Genomic DNA, 15,180 nt, shown 5'->3' on the forward strand with positions numbered 1-15,180 from the left:
GCTTTTTCTCCCTCGGCGCCGCGTTGCAAGCTGCGGCCCGCTCCCATATGGTACAAGGGTCCTGACCACTCCCTGGTTCGCCCACACACTGCCAAGTATGACTCAGCCGAGTGAAAATGCCGAGCCCAGCGGCAAACGCGCGAGCCTTAGCGCGCGCAAGCGGAAGGCGCTCGCCCTGGCCGAGGCGGTGGCCAGCGAGCGCACCGGTTGGATAGCCCGCAATCGGTATTTCTACGACGACCACTACCGCTATCTGCGCTTCCTCGTGCCGGAAAGCTCGCACGTGCTCGACCTCAGCTGCGGTATTGGTGATTGCTTGGCGGCGCTGGCGCCGGAGCGCGGCGTCGGGTTCGACCTCAGCCCGGCCATGATCGAAGTAGCGCGCAAAGAGAACCCGCAGTTCGAGTATCATGTCGGCGACATCGAGTGCACTGCAGCCATCGCCGACCTCGAAGGCCCGTTCGACGCCATTATCTTGTCAGACACCATTGGCAACCTCGAAGACATTGAGATCACCATTGAGGCCCTGCACGCGTTATGTGCCCCCGACACACGACTGATTCTCTGCTATTACTCGCGCGCTTGGCAGCCGCTACTGCGTCTGACCGAAAAGCTTGGCGAAAAGCAACAACAATTACCGCAGAATTGGCTCAGCACCGAAGATATCAGCGCCCTGTTGCAGCTTGCTGATTTCGAGGTGATCAAGCGCGAATGGCGGCAATTGCTGCCCAAGCGCTGGCTCGGTTTGGGTTATCTGATCAACCGTACTTTCGGCACGCTGCCTGTGCTGCGGCGCTTCTCACTGCGAAACTATATCGTCGCCCGCCCGCTTCCCAAGCGCACCATGCCTGCAGAGCTGCCCTCGGCGACCGTGCTCATCCCCTGCCGTAACGAGCGCGCCAATATTGCCGCCGCCATCAAGCGCATGCCACACTTCGCGCCGGAGCAGGAGATCCTCTACGTCGAAGGGCACTCCAGTGACGGCACCTGGGAGGAGATCCAGCGTGTCATCGAGACTTATCCTGACTGGACCATCCGCGCTGTGCAGCAGGACGGTAAGGGCAAGGGCGATGCCGTGCGCAAGGGATTCGACGTGGCCGCGGGTGAGGTGCTAATGATCCTCGATGCTGACCTTACCGTACCACCCGAGACGCTACCCAAGTTTTACCGCGCGCTGGTCGCCGGCAAGGGCGAATTTGTTAACGGCACGCGGCTCGTCTATCCGCTCGAGAAAGAGGCCATGCGGCGGCTCAACTTGATCGCTAACCGCACCTTCTCGCTGCTCTTCTCATGGCTGCTCAACCAACGCCTGACCGACACCCTGTGCGGCACCAAGGTGTTGACCAAAGCCCATTATCGCAAGATCGCCGCCGGGCGCGCCTATTTTGGCGAGTTCGATCCGTTCGGTGATTTTGATCTCCTCTTTGGCGCCGCACGCCTGAACCTAAAGCTGGTAGAGATTCCCATCCGCTATCAGGCGCGAACCTATGGCGAGACCCAGATCTCGCGCTTCGCTGACGGCTGGCTGCTGCTGCGCATGGTCATCTTCGCCTGGCGCAAACTGAAAGCGCTTTGAGCGCCCTGTTAGCGGGGCTCGTTGCTGCCGCGCTGGCCTGGGCCACGACCGGGGCGCTGCGAAAGCTGCTCACGGCCAAAGAGATCCTCGATCACCCCAATGCGCGCTCGAGCCACGCGCACCCTATACCGCGCGGCGGTGGCATCGCCGTGATGGCGGTAATTTTGTTCGGCTGGCTGGCTCTCGGCCTCGCCGAGATCACGCCCTTGCGCCTGATTTGGCCGCTGCTCGGGCTGAGCTTCGGCTTGGCGCTGGTCTCCTGGGCCGACGATTTGCGCGGGCTCTCGCCGCTACTGCGCTTTACGGCCCAGATCGCGGCCGTTTCCATTGCACTCTCGACCGTGCCACTCGGTCCACATTTCCCCGGACCCTTGCCGCTTTGGCTGGCGATCGGCAGCGCCGCACTGGCCTGGCTCTGGTTCGTCAATTTGTTCAATTTCATGGACGGTATCGACACCATCGCTGGTGTCGAGACTGTGACGATCGCAGGCGGAACCGCGGTAGTCGCAGCCGCCCTCGGCCTGCTCGACGGCAGCTCCTGGCTAGCCGCAGTCGTTGCCGGTGCGGCGCTCGGCTTCTTGGTCTGGAACCGGCCGCCGGCGCGCATCTTCCTCGGCGATGTCGGCAGCGTGCCACTCGGCTTTCTGCTCGCCTGGCTGCTCCTGTCGCTGGCCGCCCATGGTGCCTGGGCAGCAGCCTTGATTCTACCCGCCTATTTCCTTACAGATGCCACACTAACCTTGCTACGCCGCGCTTTGCGTGGCGAAAAACCATGGCATGCGCATCGCGAGCATTTCTATCAGCAGGCGGTGCAGAAAGGTGCCGGCCACGGCCGCGTTAGCGCCAGTGTGGCGGTGGCTAATCTGGCGCTATTCGCCTGCGCGTTGGCCAGCCTGCACGGCCTCAGCGCCGCTATCGCAGCGCTTGCCGCATCGCTAGTGATCGTGCTGGTTTTGTTGTGGTACCTTCGCCGCGGTGCCACCTGGTAGGTGCCCATGTCCCAAGCGATCCATCCTGGAGAGACCATGTCCGATCAGTCCGCCCCCGAAGCTGAGGGCCTCCGCCCCATTGCCCGCGCCCTGCTGTCAGTTTCCGATAAGACGGGGCTCGTGCCTTTTGCCCATACCCTGGCAGAGGCGGGCGTGGCCCTGCTATCCACTGGCGGCTCCGCGCGCATGCTGCGCGAGGCCGGCCTGGAAGTAACCGAGGTTTCCGATCATACCGGCTTTCCGGAAATGATGGACGGGCGCATCAAAACCCTGCACCCCATCATCCACGGCGGCATCCTGGCCCGACGCGACCTCGACAGCCACGTTACAGCCATGGCGAAACACAGGATAGGCTCCATAGATCTGGTCGCCATCAACCTCTATCCCTTCGCCGAAACGGTGGCGGCAGGTGCGGACTTCGAGACCTGTATCGAGAACATCGATATTGGCGGCCCTGCCATGATCCGCTCGGCGGCGAAGAACCACGCATTCGTTGCCGTGCTCACCGACCCGGCGGATTACGACACCGTCACCGAGGAGATGGCGCACCACGATGGGCAAACGAGCCTCGCCCTTCGCCACCGTCTGGCAGCGCGCGCCTACGCCCATACCGGCGCCTATGACGGCGCCATCTCGGCCTGGTTCGGCGAGCAAATCGGCGATCCGCTACCAGAACGCTTAGCCCTCGGGGCGACCCGCCGGCAGAGCCTGCGCTATGGCGAGAACCCGCACCAGAAGGCCGCCTTCTACATTACCGGCGAGGATCGTCCGGGGGTGGCCAATGCCGCGCAGCTGCAGGGCAAGGAGCTGAGCTACAACAACCTCAATGACACCGATGCAGCCTTCGAACTGGTGGCGGAGTTCTCAGCGCCGTCTGTCGCCATCATCAAGCATGCCAACCCCTGTGGCGTGGCTAGCGGCGAAAGCGCGCTCGCAGCCTACCGCAAGGCTCTTGCCTGCGATCCGGTAAGCGCTTTCGGCGGCATCGTCGCACTCAACCGGCCGCTCGACACGATGACCGCCAGTGCGATCACAGAGGTGTTCACGGAGGTGGTTATCGCACCAGGCGCGGATGAGGGGGCGTGCGCCGTCTTCGCCACCAAGAAGAATCTGCGGTTGCTGCTGACGGGCGGCATGCCTGATGCCACGGCGCTGGGGCGCACGCTACGCTCGGTCACCGGCGGGCTGCTGGTGCAGGACCGGGATGCAGCGCGTACCGGGGCAGACGACCTGCAAGTAGCCACCAAGCGGGCGCCGAGCGCAGCAGAAATCGCCGACCTGCTTTTCGCCTTTGCCGTTTGCAAGCACGTTAAGTCGAATGCCATTGTCTACGCCAAGGACGGCGCCACGGTCGCGGTCGGAGCCGGCCAGATGAGCCGCGTCGATTCGGCGCGCATCGCCATCTCTAAGGCGGCGGACGCCGCCACCACGGCTGGCGAGACCGGCAGCCGCACCGCAGGCTCTGTGGTTGCCTCCGATGCCTTCTTCCCCTTCGCCGACGGATTGATCGCCGCGGCCGACGCGGGCGTAACGGCGGTGATCCAACCCGGCGGCTCGATGCGCGATAAAGAGGTGATCGCCGCCGCCGACGAGCGCGATCTAGCCATGGTGTTTACCGGCCACCGCCATTTTCGACATTGATGCCGATGACGAGCAAGATTCGCCACCGCTGTGGAGCACAAGGAGGATATCGGACCCGAGAGCTTGCGAATGTTCAGCGCCCGCAAGCCGGCATAGGACGCAATCCATGAACGGCGTTATCTCTTATTACGACGAGCACCCGATCAACGAGGTACAGATCCGCACGGCGCTGGCGCGCGAGGGCAAGGCGATGCAGAACCTTGTGCCCGAAGACCTCTACGACCACGACCAGGACCATTACGGCGGCATCGACGCCACCCGCCGTCTAGCCCTGGTCTGTGGCATTCAGGTGAGCGATCACGTGCTCGACATCTGCAGCGGTATGGGCGGGCCGGCACGCCTGATCGCGCACGAGTGGGACTGTCAGGTCACAGGCATCGACCTCAACCCCAACCGCACACCCTCAGCTGCCCGGCTGACCGCGCTTGTGGGCCTCGAGGCGCGAGTGCGCTTCGTGCGCGGTGATGCCACAAGCTTGCCGTTCGGTGCGGAAAGCTTCGACCGGGCGATCGGCCAGGAGGCCTTTCTCCATATCGCCGACACGCGGGCGCTGTTCCGCGAGTGTTTCCGCGTACTGCGGCCGGGCGGGCGGCTTGCCTTCACCAACTGGATCGCGCTCGGCGCTCTGTCGGACGAGGAACGGAAAGACCTTGCCAAGGGCATAGCCTTTCGCGGTGTTCATCCTCTGGCAAAATACCGCGGCTTCGTCACCGACGCCGGGTTCGACCCGGTCGAGGCAGAGGATGTGTCTGCCCATTGGCGCTGCATTCTGCGCGCCCGACTAGAGATGTATCGCAGCATGGAGGCGGATACCGTGGCCCAGTTTGGCGCCGAGCGCCACCGCGCCTACATCACCGGTTACGAAATCTTCATCAGTCGCATCGAAGGCAAGAAGCTCGGCGGAGCGCGCTTTGTCGCCACCAAACCGCTAGCATAGGAAGCACACCGCTGGGCGCTCGCTGACGGCCTCGACATCTTCCTCCGCCAGGAAGCGGCCGGTCACCAGCTCGTCGCCCGCAACCGGCCCCCAGGTGTAGGCCCGCCAGATCTCGAGAGGGTCAAACCAAACGCCGAATTTGCCCTTCGTCTCCCCACAGCATGAAAAGCCGGCAGCACACCTTTCCCCCCGGTGGCGCAGCTCGCCCGGTCGTGCTCAAGATAGATCGTCGCCCCGGCGCGATAGTCCTCGCACAGGCGCACGAAACCGCCCACGACAGAGACATACTCAGGCGTGAATCCCTCGAAGAACACAACGCCGCTTGGTATAATGCTATCCGCATCCGCAAAAGGAGAGGGGAGCATGAACGACGGCAATCGACAAGTGGTTCTGGCAGCCCGCCCCGTGGGAGCGCCCAAGCTCGGCGATTTTCACCTGCAGGAAACGCGGCGGCCCGAGCCCGGGACCGGCGAGATGCTGATACGTACCCTTTGGCTCTCGCTTGACCCCTATATGCGCGGGCGTATGAACGCGCAGAAATCCTATGCGGAGCCGATACCCATCGGCGGTGTCATAGAAGGCGGCACGGTAAGCGTGGTCGAGGCGTCCAACCATGGCGACTATGCCGTCGGCGACATCATCGTCGGCCGTGCCGGCTGGCAGGAATGGGCAGTGTCCGCAGGCACAGGCATGCGCAAGATCAACCCCAACGCAGGACCGCTCTCCGCCTCGCTCGGCGTGCTCGGCATGCCGGGCATGACCGCATATACGGGCCTGCTCAACATAGGCCAACCCAAGGCGGGCGAGACCGTAGTCGTGGCCGGCGCCTCGGGCGCGGTCGGCAGCGTGGTCGGGCAAATCGCAAGGATCAAGGGCTGTCGTGCTGTCGGCGTCGCCGGAGGTGCAGAGAAGTGCACCTTCACCACGGGCGAGCTTGGCTTCGACGCCTGCATCGACCACCGCGCACCCGATTTTGCAAATCAGCTCGGCGCCGCCTGCCCTGACGGCATTGACGTCTATTTCGAGAATGTCGGCGGGCCGGTGCTGGAGGCAGTGTTCCCACTCATGAACATGTGGGGGCGCATGCCGGTTTGCGGCATGATCTCACACTACAACGACACCGCGCCGTCGCCCGGCCCCAACATGTTGCCCAAAGCGATGATGTTGATCCTCACCCGGCGCCTGATCCTACGCGGCTTCATCGTCAGAGACTATACGAGCCAACTGGACGATTTTCTGCGTGACGTGGGTGGTTGGGTGCGCGAGGGCAGGATCCGCTATCGCGAAGACGTGCTGGACGGTCTGGACAAGGCGCCCGAAGGCCTCATTGGGCTGCTGCAAGGCAATAACTTCGGCAAGCTGGTGGTCAAGGTGGCGGAGCTATGAGACGGGCCTGCCGCCCTGCTGATCTCCCCGCCTACAAACCCATCTGCCGCGCCGCGAGGTCGCGCATGATTTCTTCGGCGCCACCGCCGATGGCATTCACGCGCACCTCGCGGTAGATGCGTTCGACCTTCTGGCCCCTCAGATAGCCGGCGCCACCGAAGGTTTGCACGGCCTCGCGAGCGCAGAACTCCATAGTCAGCGTTGCCTGGTTCTTGAGCAGGCAAATCTCGGCGACCGGGTCTTCTCCGTGGTCGATGCGCCAGGCGAGGGCTTCCAGCCAGGCCTGGGTCGCCTTGATGCGCATCGCCATGTCGACCAGCTTATGACGAACCACCTGGTGATCGATGAGGCGCTTGCCGAAGGTTTCGCGCTCCCGAGCATAGCCAACCGTCTCATCGAAGCAGACCTGGGAGAAGCCGTTGCACCCAGCTGCCATCATCAGCCGCTCGAAGTTGAAGTTCTGCATGATGATCTTGAATCCCTGGTTCTCCGCGCCGATGAGGTTCTCCGCCGGCACGCGCACATCGTCGAAATAAAGTGTCGCGGTATCGGAGGCGTGCCAGCCCATCTTCTTCAGCGGTGTGCGCGAAAAACCCGGCATGTCGGCCTCTATCAGCAATAGGGAGATGCCGTGCATGCCCGCGCCGCCGGTGCGCACTGCCGTGGTGATGTAGTCGGCCTGAAGTCCCGAGGTAATGAAGGTCTTACTGCCCTTGACGATATATTGCTTGCCCTCGCGCCGCGCCGTGGTCCGTAGGTTGGCGACATCAGACCCGCCCGTCGACTCGGTGATTGCCAGCGCCGCGATCTTCTCGCCCGCCAGAACCTCAGGCACGACACGCGCCCTCACCGCGTCCGTCGCCGCCCGGATGACCGGCGGCAGGCCGATGGCATGGCTGCATAGGCTGGCCGACACGCCACCGGCGCCAGCGCGCGCGAGCTCTTGTGCAGCGATGATCATGCTGAAGTGATCTGCCATCGCGCCCCCAGCCTTGACCGGGTGATAGGCCGCGATAAGCCCAATCTCACCGGCCTTGCGGAAAAGCGTGCGCGGCAGGCGCTCGGCATCCTCCCAGGCTTCGACGTTGGGATCAACCTCCATCTCGACAAAGCGGCGCAGGCTATCGCGCCAGACCTCGTGATCAGCGGTGTAGTACGGACTTGGTATCATGACCGACATCCCTCCGATGAGCGGAAGTCACTATAGGACGGTTGCGACTGCACGGCACTGTCTAACAGCTAAAATATTCTTACATATTACTAGTATGCCAATAGAATGCTCATAGAGGTCTGACTCAATTTTGGATTCCAATGGCTTGCCCACACTAGAAGCACAGTACAGTGTGACGCGATCGACGCGCGCGGCGGGATAGGCGAAAGAACCCTACCCCCGTTTCTCCTCCGTCCATTTCGGGCGAGGGTGGGTGATGATAGTTTCGACGGGAGAATAGTCGAGATAGCCAAGCCGGCCAACGGGGCGTAGCTTATTCCAGGCTACTATCCCGTTCTCGATCACGCGGTCGTCAATATGAATGCCTATGACCTCGCCAAATACCACGCTGTTGTCGGCCGGTGCGATTGAGCGCAGGCGCGTGGTCTGCACGTAGCGGCATTCGAGATGCACTGGGCTACCGGCCACGCGCGGCGGCCTGACCACCTTGGACGCCTCGGTCTGTAGCCCAGCATAAGCAAATTCGTCGACCTCGTGCGGCGCCGGCACTGAGGTGGCGTTCATGGCCTCGACAAGCTCTTGCGTGACCATGTTGACCACAAACTCACCCTGCGTTTCAACATTATGCACGGTGTCCTTGAGCCCGCCCTGCTCGTGGTGGCCAGAGGCCGCGAACATCACGTGCGGCGGCGTGTAAGAGAGCGCATTGAAGAACGAATAGGGCGCTAGGTTGACATTGCCGTCGGTGTCCATCGACGAAATCCAGCCGATCGGTCGCGGGACGACAAGGGCGTTAAACGGATTATGCCGCATACCATGCGGCTCGCCGGGCTTGTAGAACATGCCTTCCCTCCCACAAAGAAAAGCCCCTCCCGCCGCGACGGCGGGAGGGACCGAATTTGTGCGCTTAGTTGACCTCGAACAGGCCGGCCGCGCCCATGCCGCCGCCGATGCACATGGTCACAACCACGTTCTTGGCGCCGCGGCGCTTACCTTCGATAAGCGCGTGGCCGGTCAGCCGAGCGCCGGACATGCCATAGGGGTGCCCGATAGAGATGGCGCCACCGTCGATATTGAGATTTTCGTTGGGGATGCCGAGCTTGTCGCGGCTGTAAATTACCTGCACCGCAAAAGCCTCGTTGAGTTCCCAGAGATCGATGTCATCCATGGTCAGGCCGTTGCGCTCCAAAAGCCGGGGTACAGCATAGACCGGCCCGATACCCATCTCGTCGGGCTCCAGCGCCGCGACACTGAAACCGCGGAAAGTGCCGAGCGGCTCAAGGCCGCGCTGCTCGGCGAGCTTGGCATCCATCACCACGCAAGCCGAAGCACCATCCGAGAGCTGGCTGGCATTGCCGGCAGTGATGAAGCCACCCTCGCCGATCACCGGTTGCAGGCCCGCCAGGCCTTCCAATGTCGTGCTCGGTCGGTTGCCCTCGTCCTGCTCCAAGGTCACCGCCTGTTCGCTAGTCTCGCCGGTTTCCTTGTCGGCAACGATCTTGACGCTCGGTAGCGGCACGATCTCATCATCAAAGCGTCCAGCCTGCTGCGCCGCCGCTGTGCGCATCTGGCTTTGCAAGCCGTATTCGTCCTGGACCTCACGGCTAATACCATAGCGGTCGGCCACCACCTCGGCGGTCTGGATCATGCTGTAGTAGATCTCGGGTTTGTGCTCGTCTAGCCATTCGTCATGGCCGCGATAACTGTTCTGGTGGTCGTTCTGCACCAGGCTAATTGAATCGAGACCACCGGCAACCATCACCGGCACGTTGTCAACGATTACTCGCTGCGCCGCCATGGCAATGGTTTGCAGACCCGATGAACAAAAGCGATTGACCGTGGCACCGCTAGTGGTCACGGGTAGGCCCGCACGCAGCACCGCCTGGCGGGCAATATTGCCACCGGTGGCACCTTCCGGGATAGCACAGCCGAGCAACACGTCCTCAACCTCCTCCGGATCGACGCCGGCACGCTCGACCGCATGCTTAATCACATGGCCGCCGAGTTCGGCACCGTGGGTGTTGTTGAAGGCACCGCGATAGGCTTTGCCGATCGGCGTACGTGCGGTTGAGACGATGACGGCTTCACGCATGACTGCACTCCCATTGTGATAGCGTATCGGCTATTCGTTGAAGGTCTTGCCCGCCTTGGCGAGCTTTTCAAGCAGCGGCGCCGGCCGCCAGGCCTCGCCATGCTCATCGTGATAACGGCTGACTGAGTCGTACACCTTGTCGAGGCCCGTGCGGTCGGCATAGAACATCGGCCCACCACGATAGCGCGGAAATCCGTAACCGTTGCAGTAGATGACGTCGATGTCGCTGGCACGCATAGCGATGCCCTCTTCGAGAATCTTGGCGCCTTCATTGACCAATTGATACATGGTGCGCTCGAGGATCTCCTCGCGGCCGATCTGGCGCCGGGTGATGCCTTCCTCCTCGGACTGAGCGTCAATTAGCTTTTCAACCTCGGGAGCGGGGATCGGCGTCCGGCTGCCGGCTTCGTAACGATACCAGCCGGCGCCGGTTTTCTGGCCATAGCGACCCTGCTCGCAAAGCGCATCGGCCACGGGTGAGTCGGACTGGTTGAGGCCGAACTCCACCATCTTGCCCTTGCGGATACGCCAGCCGACATCGAGGCCGGCGAGGTCGCCCATGGCAAAAGGCCCCATGGCGAGACCAAAGTCATACAACGCGCCGTCCACATCCTGCGGCAGGGCCCCCTCGATCAGCATGCGATAGGCTTGGCGCGCATAATGATGCAGCATGCGGTTGCCGACAAAGCCATCGCAGACGCCGACGAGCACCGGCACCTTGCCGATCTGCTTGCCGACCTTCATGACGGTAGCGATGGCTTCCGCCGAGCTCTTTTCGCCGCGCACGTTCTCCAGCAAGCGCATGACATTGGCGGGGCTAAAGAAGTGCGTCCCGATGACGCTCTCGGGGCGGCTCGTCGAGGCCGCGATCTCGTTCACGTCTAGGGTCGAGGTGTTGGTCGCCAGCACCGCGCCGGGCTTGGCGATGGTGTCGATCTTGGCGAAGATCTCCTTTTTTAGACCCATCTCCTCGAACACCGCCTCAATCACCATGTCGGCCTCAGCGATATCGTTGTAGTCTAGGCTGGGCTTAAGCAGACCCATGCGAGTCTCAACGTCTTCGGCCGTGATGCGCCCCTTGGTAGCCGTGCTCTCGTAGTTCTTGCGAATGATGCCGAGACCCCGGTCTAGCGCCTCCTGACTCGCTTCGACCATGGTCACGGGGATGCCCGCATTGAGAAAGTTCATGGCGATGCCGCCGCCCATGGTGCCGGCGCCGAGGATGGCCGCCGTCTTGACGTCCACGATCGGTGTGTCGCGGGGCACGTCGGGAATCTTATTGGCAGCTCGCTCGGAGAAGAACATGTGGATCATGCCGCGTGCCTGTTCGGATTGATGGCATTGGTTGAACAGCTTGCGCTCGCGTGCCATGCCTTGGTCGAAAGGAAGATTCACCGCCGCCTTGACGCATTCGATGATGTTGAAGGGAGCAAGATTGCCACGCTCGCGCCGCACAATGGACTTGGCGAAGTTGTCGAAGAATGCCGGGTCGGACGGCGCGGCGGCGCTGTTATCGCGTATCTTGCGCGGCCCCTTACCCTCTGCCAGCAGGCCCTCGGCGTAGGCCACCGCGGCATCGGTGATATTGCCCTTGGCCACGGCATCGATGATGCCGAGGGCTGCCGCCTTGTCGCCATTGACAAAGCTTCCGGAAGCGATCATCGGCAGTGCGCGCTCAACCCCGATCAGACGCGGCAGGCGCTGGGTGCCACCGGCGCCAGGCAGCAGGCCAAGCTTGACCTCGGGCAGGCCGTAATTGGCCTTGGCGTGACCGCAGCGATAATGGCACGACAAAGCAACCTCGAGCCCGCCGCCGAGCGCATTGCCGTGAATGCCGGCAACGGTGAGCTTGGCCGAACCCTCCAGTGCGTCGAGCACGTCGAAGATCGAATGGGTCGGGTTTTCCGGCGGATTGAAGAACTCGGAGATATCGGCGCCGGCGATAAAGGCGCGACCACCACCAACAACGACAATGGCCTTGACCTCAGCGTCCGCCTCGGCCGCCGCGACGCCCTCACAGATGCCCTTCGGCACGCCCACCGAAAGCGCATTCACGGGTGGGTTGTTGACGGTAATGACGCCGACCGCACCGCGCTTCGAGAAATCGACCAGATCCGCCATGAGGCCCGCGTCCTTTGCAAGAATGGGAAAGCCCCGGCAAGAAAGCCCGCTGGGCACCCCGCGTCAATCGCTAATGCGGAAGGGCCGGTCTGCGCTCAGCGTATTGACACAGCCCACGCGGTTACATTGCGCGAGGCAGGAGCAAGCCGCGCCATCTGATGCGACTGCTTCAGGCGCCAGTAGGGAAGGGAACCGGCGTGACTGAGGACGAAGGGTAAGCGGGTATAACTGACCCCGTGCTCGCCGGATATTCGCCCCGCGGTTGGGACTTGCCGCCTGACCTAGGGCCGAATGTTGCGGCAAACTACTGATCTCAAGTAACACTTTCTACGCCGCACCCAGCCTTTTCAAATATGAGTAAACACGGGTGAAGTCGGCGCCCGGCATGGCGTCGTGCATGGCAGCGAGAGTCTCGCCCACTTGCCGCGCGACCTTTTCGCGGGCGCCGATGCGCTCGGCTTCAGCCAGATAGAGCGCCACGTCCTTGCTCAGGAGATCAACCGTGAAGCCAGCATCGTAGCGGCCGTTCAATATGCGGGTCGGAAATTTATCTGACGTGGCCGTGTTTTGGCCGCTGGAGACGTTGAGCACGTCGATGATCACTTTTGGGTTGAGCCCGTGCGCCTCGCCGAACAGCACGACCTCGCTGGTGGCAACCATAGCGACGCCCGAGAGCAGATTGTTGAGCAGCTTCATGGTCTGGCCCTGGCCCGGCGCGGGGCCGATGTAGAAGAGATTCTTGGCCATGGTCTTGAGCGCCGGCGTGGCGCGCTCAAACTCTGCGGACTCGCCCGAGACCATCATCGCCAGGGTGCCCCGCACCGCTCCGCGGGTGCCGCCCGAGACCGGCGCATCGAGATAGGTGATACCGGCTTCGGCCAGCAGCCCGTGTACGCGCACTGCCGCTTCCGGGCCGATGGTCGAATGGTCGAACACACAGCCCGTCCAGCCACTCTCCACGATCTCGCTTGCCACTGCCTCGACCGCCGAGCCATCAGGCAGTGACAGCAGCGCCACACCAGCACCGGCCAGCGCCTCCGCCACCGAGTCGGCGGCCGTGCCGCCATCGGGCAGCCGCTCGGCCGTGCCCGCGGCATCGTACCCGATCAGAGCATAACCGGCGTCCGCCAGCCGCGCCGCCATACGCGCGCCCATCTGCCCGAGCCCAATAAAGGCGGTGCGCATGGTTTTGCTCCTCACTTGCATGCTTGGTTCAGACCGTGCCAGCTTAGCAGCCGCATATTGCAGGGAGGAAGCCCGTGAGAGAGATCGAAAGTTTCGAGGCCATGCGCGCCCTGGTCGGCGAGGAGCTTGGCGTCAGCAGCTGGGTCGATGTGACCCAGGAACGTATCGATAAGTTCGCCGAAGCAACGGGTGACTTCCAATGGATCCACGTGGACCCAAAGCGTGCCAAGACCGAGCTGCCGGGGGGCAAGACTATCGCCCACGGCTATCTCACGTTGTCACTGGTGCCGATGATGATGTACGAGATCTACAAGATCGTCAACGTCACCCACGGGCTGAACTACGGCGCCAATAAGATTCGCTTCACAGCGCCGGTGCCAGCGGGCGTGCGCGTACGCGGGCGCCTGCGCATCAAGAACACCGAGGACATGCCCAATAACGGCCTCAAGATCTTCGGCGAGGTCACGGTTGAGATAGAAGGCGCTGAGCGCCCCGCCTGCGTGGCGGAAACAATCAGCGTGGCCTACAGCGCCACTTAAGCCGCGGCGAATGTAGGTTGTGCCTTGGATCGAGTTACAAGAATACCTAAGTCTGTAACCGCTCGCGTAAAGCGACCTTGACCACCTTACCATAGTTGTTCTTAGGGAGCTCGTCGATAGCAAGGTAGGACTTAGGGCGCTTGAAGCGAGCAATGTTTTCCAAGCATAGCACATCCAGCGCCACGGGGTCGATGTCGACCCCCTTTTGCATGACCACGAAGGCCACTACCTCTTCGCCCCATTCGGGATGAGGGCGCCCAACCACCGCAGCTTCGCGCACATCGGCGTGGCGCAGCAGCACTTCCTCAACCTCACGCGGATAGATGTTGCTGCCGCCCGAAACGATCATGTCCTTTGAGCGGTCACGCAACGTCAAAAAGCCATCTTCATCGAGCACCCCGACATCGCCCGTGCGCAGCCAGCCGTCGCGCAGGGCCTCGGCTGTCGCTTCCAGATCGTTCCAGTAGCCGAGCATAACCGCAGGCCCCTTGACTTCGATCTCACCCACCTCGCCCGCCTCCAGCGCCTGGCCATCCTCGCCGGTGATGCGCAGCTCGACCGCGCTTTCCGCGAGGCCGACCGATGACAGGTACTCACGCGACTCGTGCCAGCGGCGACTCAGCGCCGTGATGGTCATGGGCGATTCAGCCTGGGCGTAGATCTGGATAAAACGCTGACCCATGACTGCGATAGCCTTCTCGATATCGGCGAGATACATTGGCCCACCGCCATAGATCACGGACTTGATGCCGTCGCCGTCCATGCCGCGCACCTTGGCCGCATCCACTAGGCGACGCACCATCGTCGGGGCCGCAAACAGCGAGACGTTGCGCAAGGTTTGGGCTAGATCCAGAACCTCGGCTGCGTCAAAGCCGCCGGACGCGGGCACGACGTGGCGGGCGCCGGCGCGCACGTTCTGAAAATTGTAGACACCGGCGCCATGCGACATGGGCGCGGCATAGAGGATAGCGTCGCTGGGCGCGATCGCCTCGACGTCCATGACATAGCACAGCGCCTGCACGACGAGATTGCCGTGCGACAGCATAACGCCCTTTGGCCGGCCCGTGGTACCGGAGGTATAGAACAGCCAGGCGAGATCATTCTCTTTGCGTGATAACGGCCGTGGTGGTCCCTTGCCTTCCCGCATCACAGCATGCGCCGACTCGTCTACGGAAAGGACGGTGGCGTCGGTATTCAGCACAGCCGCGGTGGTAGCGTCGCAATAGACAACCTTGCAGCCCGCATTATCGAGAATCCACTCCGCCTCGCGGGGATGCAGCTTGGCATTGATTGGTACCACCGCCGCGCCCAGCCACCAGATGCCGTAAAGCACTTCGAGATACTCGATGCGGTTCTTCATGAGGACGCCTACGCGGTCACCAGAGACAACGCCGTAATCACGCGCCAGCCCACCCCCCAGCGCCGAAGCGCGACGGGCAAATTCCTGATAATCCGCCACCATCCTCTGGCCACAAAACAGTGCTGGCGCCTCTGGGCGCGTGTGGGCGGTGCGATATAACCACTCAGCTAGATTCATAGCCGG

12 protein-coding genes are annotated in these 15,180 nt (G+C 62.6%); 6 read left to right on the plus strand and 6 right to left on the minus strand.

All coding sequences use genetic code 11. The features are described 5' to 3' along the window. The first annotated feature begins 97 nt into the window (after nucleotides 1-97). The 5 genes from QF629_00845 (at nucleotide 98) to QF629_00865 (ending at nucleotide 6,529) form a co-directional block, all read left to right on the plus strand. Nucleotides 98-1,576, plus strand: coding sequence for a glycosyltransferase (locus tag QF629_00845; GenBank protein ID MDP6012085.1), 1,479 nt, complete (start codon nucleotides 98-100; stop codon nucleotides 1,574-1,576). Next, entirely contained in the window at nucleotides 1,573-2,565 is a 993-nt protein-coding gene (locus QF629_00850; GenBank protein MDP6012086.1) for a glycosyltransferase family 4 protein, read from the plus strand. Before QF629_00845 ends, QF629_00850 begins: the two co-directional genes overlap by 4 nt. Before the next feature lie 36 nt (nucleotides 2,566-2,601). Then, a complete protein-coding gene (gene purH / locus QF629_00855; GenBank protein MDP6012087.1) occupies nucleotides 2,602-4,206 on the plus strand; it encodes a bifunctional phosphoribosylaminoimidazolecarboxamide formyltransferase/IMP cyclohydrolase in 1,605 nt (534 codons plus the stop codon). 106 nt (nucleotides 4,207-4,312) lie between these two features. Next, the gene (locus tag QF629_00860; protein MDP6012088.1) at nucleotides 4,313-5,143 is read left to right on the plus strand and encodes a methyltransferase domain-containing protein; all 831 of its coding nucleotides are present in this window, start codon (nucleotides 4,313-4,315) and stop codon (nucleotides 5,141-5,143) included. Nucleotides 5,144-5,506: 363 nt separating this feature from the next. Continuing rightward, nucleotides 5,507-6,529, plus strand: coding sequence for an NADP-dependent oxidoreductase (locus QF629_00865; GenBank protein MDP6012089.1), 1,023 nt, complete (start codon nucleotides 5,507-5,509; stop codon nucleotides 6,527-6,529). A 31-nt stretch (nucleotides 6,530-6,560) separates the two neighbouring features. Here the strand turns inward: QF629_00865 and QF629_00870 are convergent, their stop codons facing one another. The 5 genes from QF629_00870 to QF629_00890 form a co-directional block, all read right to left on the minus strand. Further along, nucleotides 6,561-7,700, minus strand: a complete 1,140-nt coding sequence (locus tag QF629_00870) for an acyl-CoA dehydrogenase family protein (GenBank protein MDP6012090.1) — start codon at nucleotides 7,698-7,700, stop codon at nucleotides 6,561-6,563. A 213-nt stretch (nucleotides 7,701-7,913) separates the two neighbouring features. Then, nucleotides 7,914-8,543: a flavin reductase family protein gene (locus QF629_00875; protein ID MDP6012091.1), complete on the minus strand. Its 630-nt coding sequence runs from the start codon at nucleotides 8,541-8,543 to the stop codon at nucleotides 7,914-7,916. 64 nt (nucleotides 8,544-8,607) lie between these two features. Beyond that, nucleotides 8,608-9,792, minus strand: coding sequence for an acetyl-CoA C-acyltransferase (locus tag QF629_00880; protein ID MDP6012092.1), 1,185 nt, complete (start codon nucleotides 9,790-9,792; stop codon nucleotides 8,608-8,610). A gap of 30 nt (nucleotides 9,793-9,822) precedes the next feature. Continuing rightward, entirely contained in the window at nucleotides 9,823-11,913 is a 2,091-nt protein-coding gene (locus tag QF629_00885) for a 3-hydroxyacyl-CoA dehydrogenase NAD-binding domain-containing protein (protein ID MDP6012093.1), read from the minus strand. A gap of 327 nt (nucleotides 11,914-12,240) precedes the next feature. Continuing rightward, entirely contained in the window at nucleotides 12,241-13,098 is an 858-nt protein-coding gene (locus QF629_00890) for an NAD(P)-dependent oxidoreductase (GenBank protein ID MDP6012094.1), read from the minus strand. Nucleotides 13,099-13,172: 74 nt separating this feature from the next. Between QF629_00890 and QF629_00895 the strand changes: the two genes are divergently transcribed. Next, entirely contained in the window at nucleotides 13,173-13,637 is a 465-nt protein-coding gene (locus QF629_00895; GenBank protein ID MDP6012095.1) for a MaoC family dehydratase, read from the plus strand. Between the two features lie 46 nt (nucleotides 13,638-13,683). On the opposite strand, the gene QF629_00900 is transcribed toward QF629_00895, so the two are convergent. After that, the gene (locus QF629_00900) at nucleotides 13,684-15,174 is read right to left on the minus strand and encodes an AMP-binding protein (protein MDP6012096.1); all 1,491 of its coding nucleotides are present in this window, start codon (nucleotides 15,172-15,174) and stop codon (nucleotides 13,684-13,686) included. Between the last annotated feature and the right edge of the window lie 6 nt (nucleotides 15,175-15,180).

This window comes from Alphaproteobacteria bacterium, assembly GCA_030739735.1.
GTDB lineage: Bacteria > Pseudomonadota > Alphaproteobacteria > UBA7887 > UBA7887 > UBA7887.

Excerpts from the sequence above, each read along its gene's own strand:
- QF629_00845 (MDP6012085.1), top strand. The coding sequence starts at position 98 with ATGACTCAGCCGAGTGAAAATGCCGAGCCCAGCGGCAAACGCGCGAGC.
- purH (MDP6012087.1), top strand. The coding sequence starts at position 2,602 with ATGTCCGATCAGTCCGCCCCCGAAGCTGAGGGCCTCCGCCCCATTGCC.
- QF629_00860 (MDP6012088.1), top strand. The coding sequence starts at position 4,313 with ATGAACGGCGTTATCTCTTATTACGACGAGCACCCGATCAACGAGGTA.
- QF629_00865 (MDP6012089.1), top strand. The coding sequence starts at position 5,507 with ATGAACGACGGCAATCGACAAGTGGTTCTGGCAGCCCGCCCCGTGGGA.
- QF629_00870 (MDP6012090.1), bottom strand. The coding sequence starts at position 7,700 with ATGATACCAAGTCCGTACTACACCGCTGATCACGAGGTCTGGCGCGAT.
- QF629_00875 (MDP6012091.1), bottom strand. The coding sequence starts at position 8,543 with ATGTTCTACAAGCCCGGCGAGCCGCATGGTATGCGGCATAATCCGTTT.
- QF629_00880 (MDP6012092.1), bottom strand. The coding sequence starts at position 9,792 with ATGCGTGAAGCCGTCATCGTCTCAACCGCACGTACGCCGATCGGCAAA.
- QF629_00885 (MDP6012093.1), bottom strand. The coding sequence starts at position 11,913 with ATGGCGGATCTGGTCGATTTCTCGAAGCGCGGTGCGGTCGGCGTCATT.
- QF629_00890 (MDP6012094.1), bottom strand. The coding sequence starts at position 13,098 with ATGCGCACCGCCTTTATTGGGCTCGGGCAGATGGGCGCGCGTATGGCG.
- QF629_00900 (MDP6012096.1), bottom strand. The coding sequence starts at position 15,174 with ATGAATCTAGCTGAGTGGTTATATCGCACCGCCCACACGCGCCCAGAG.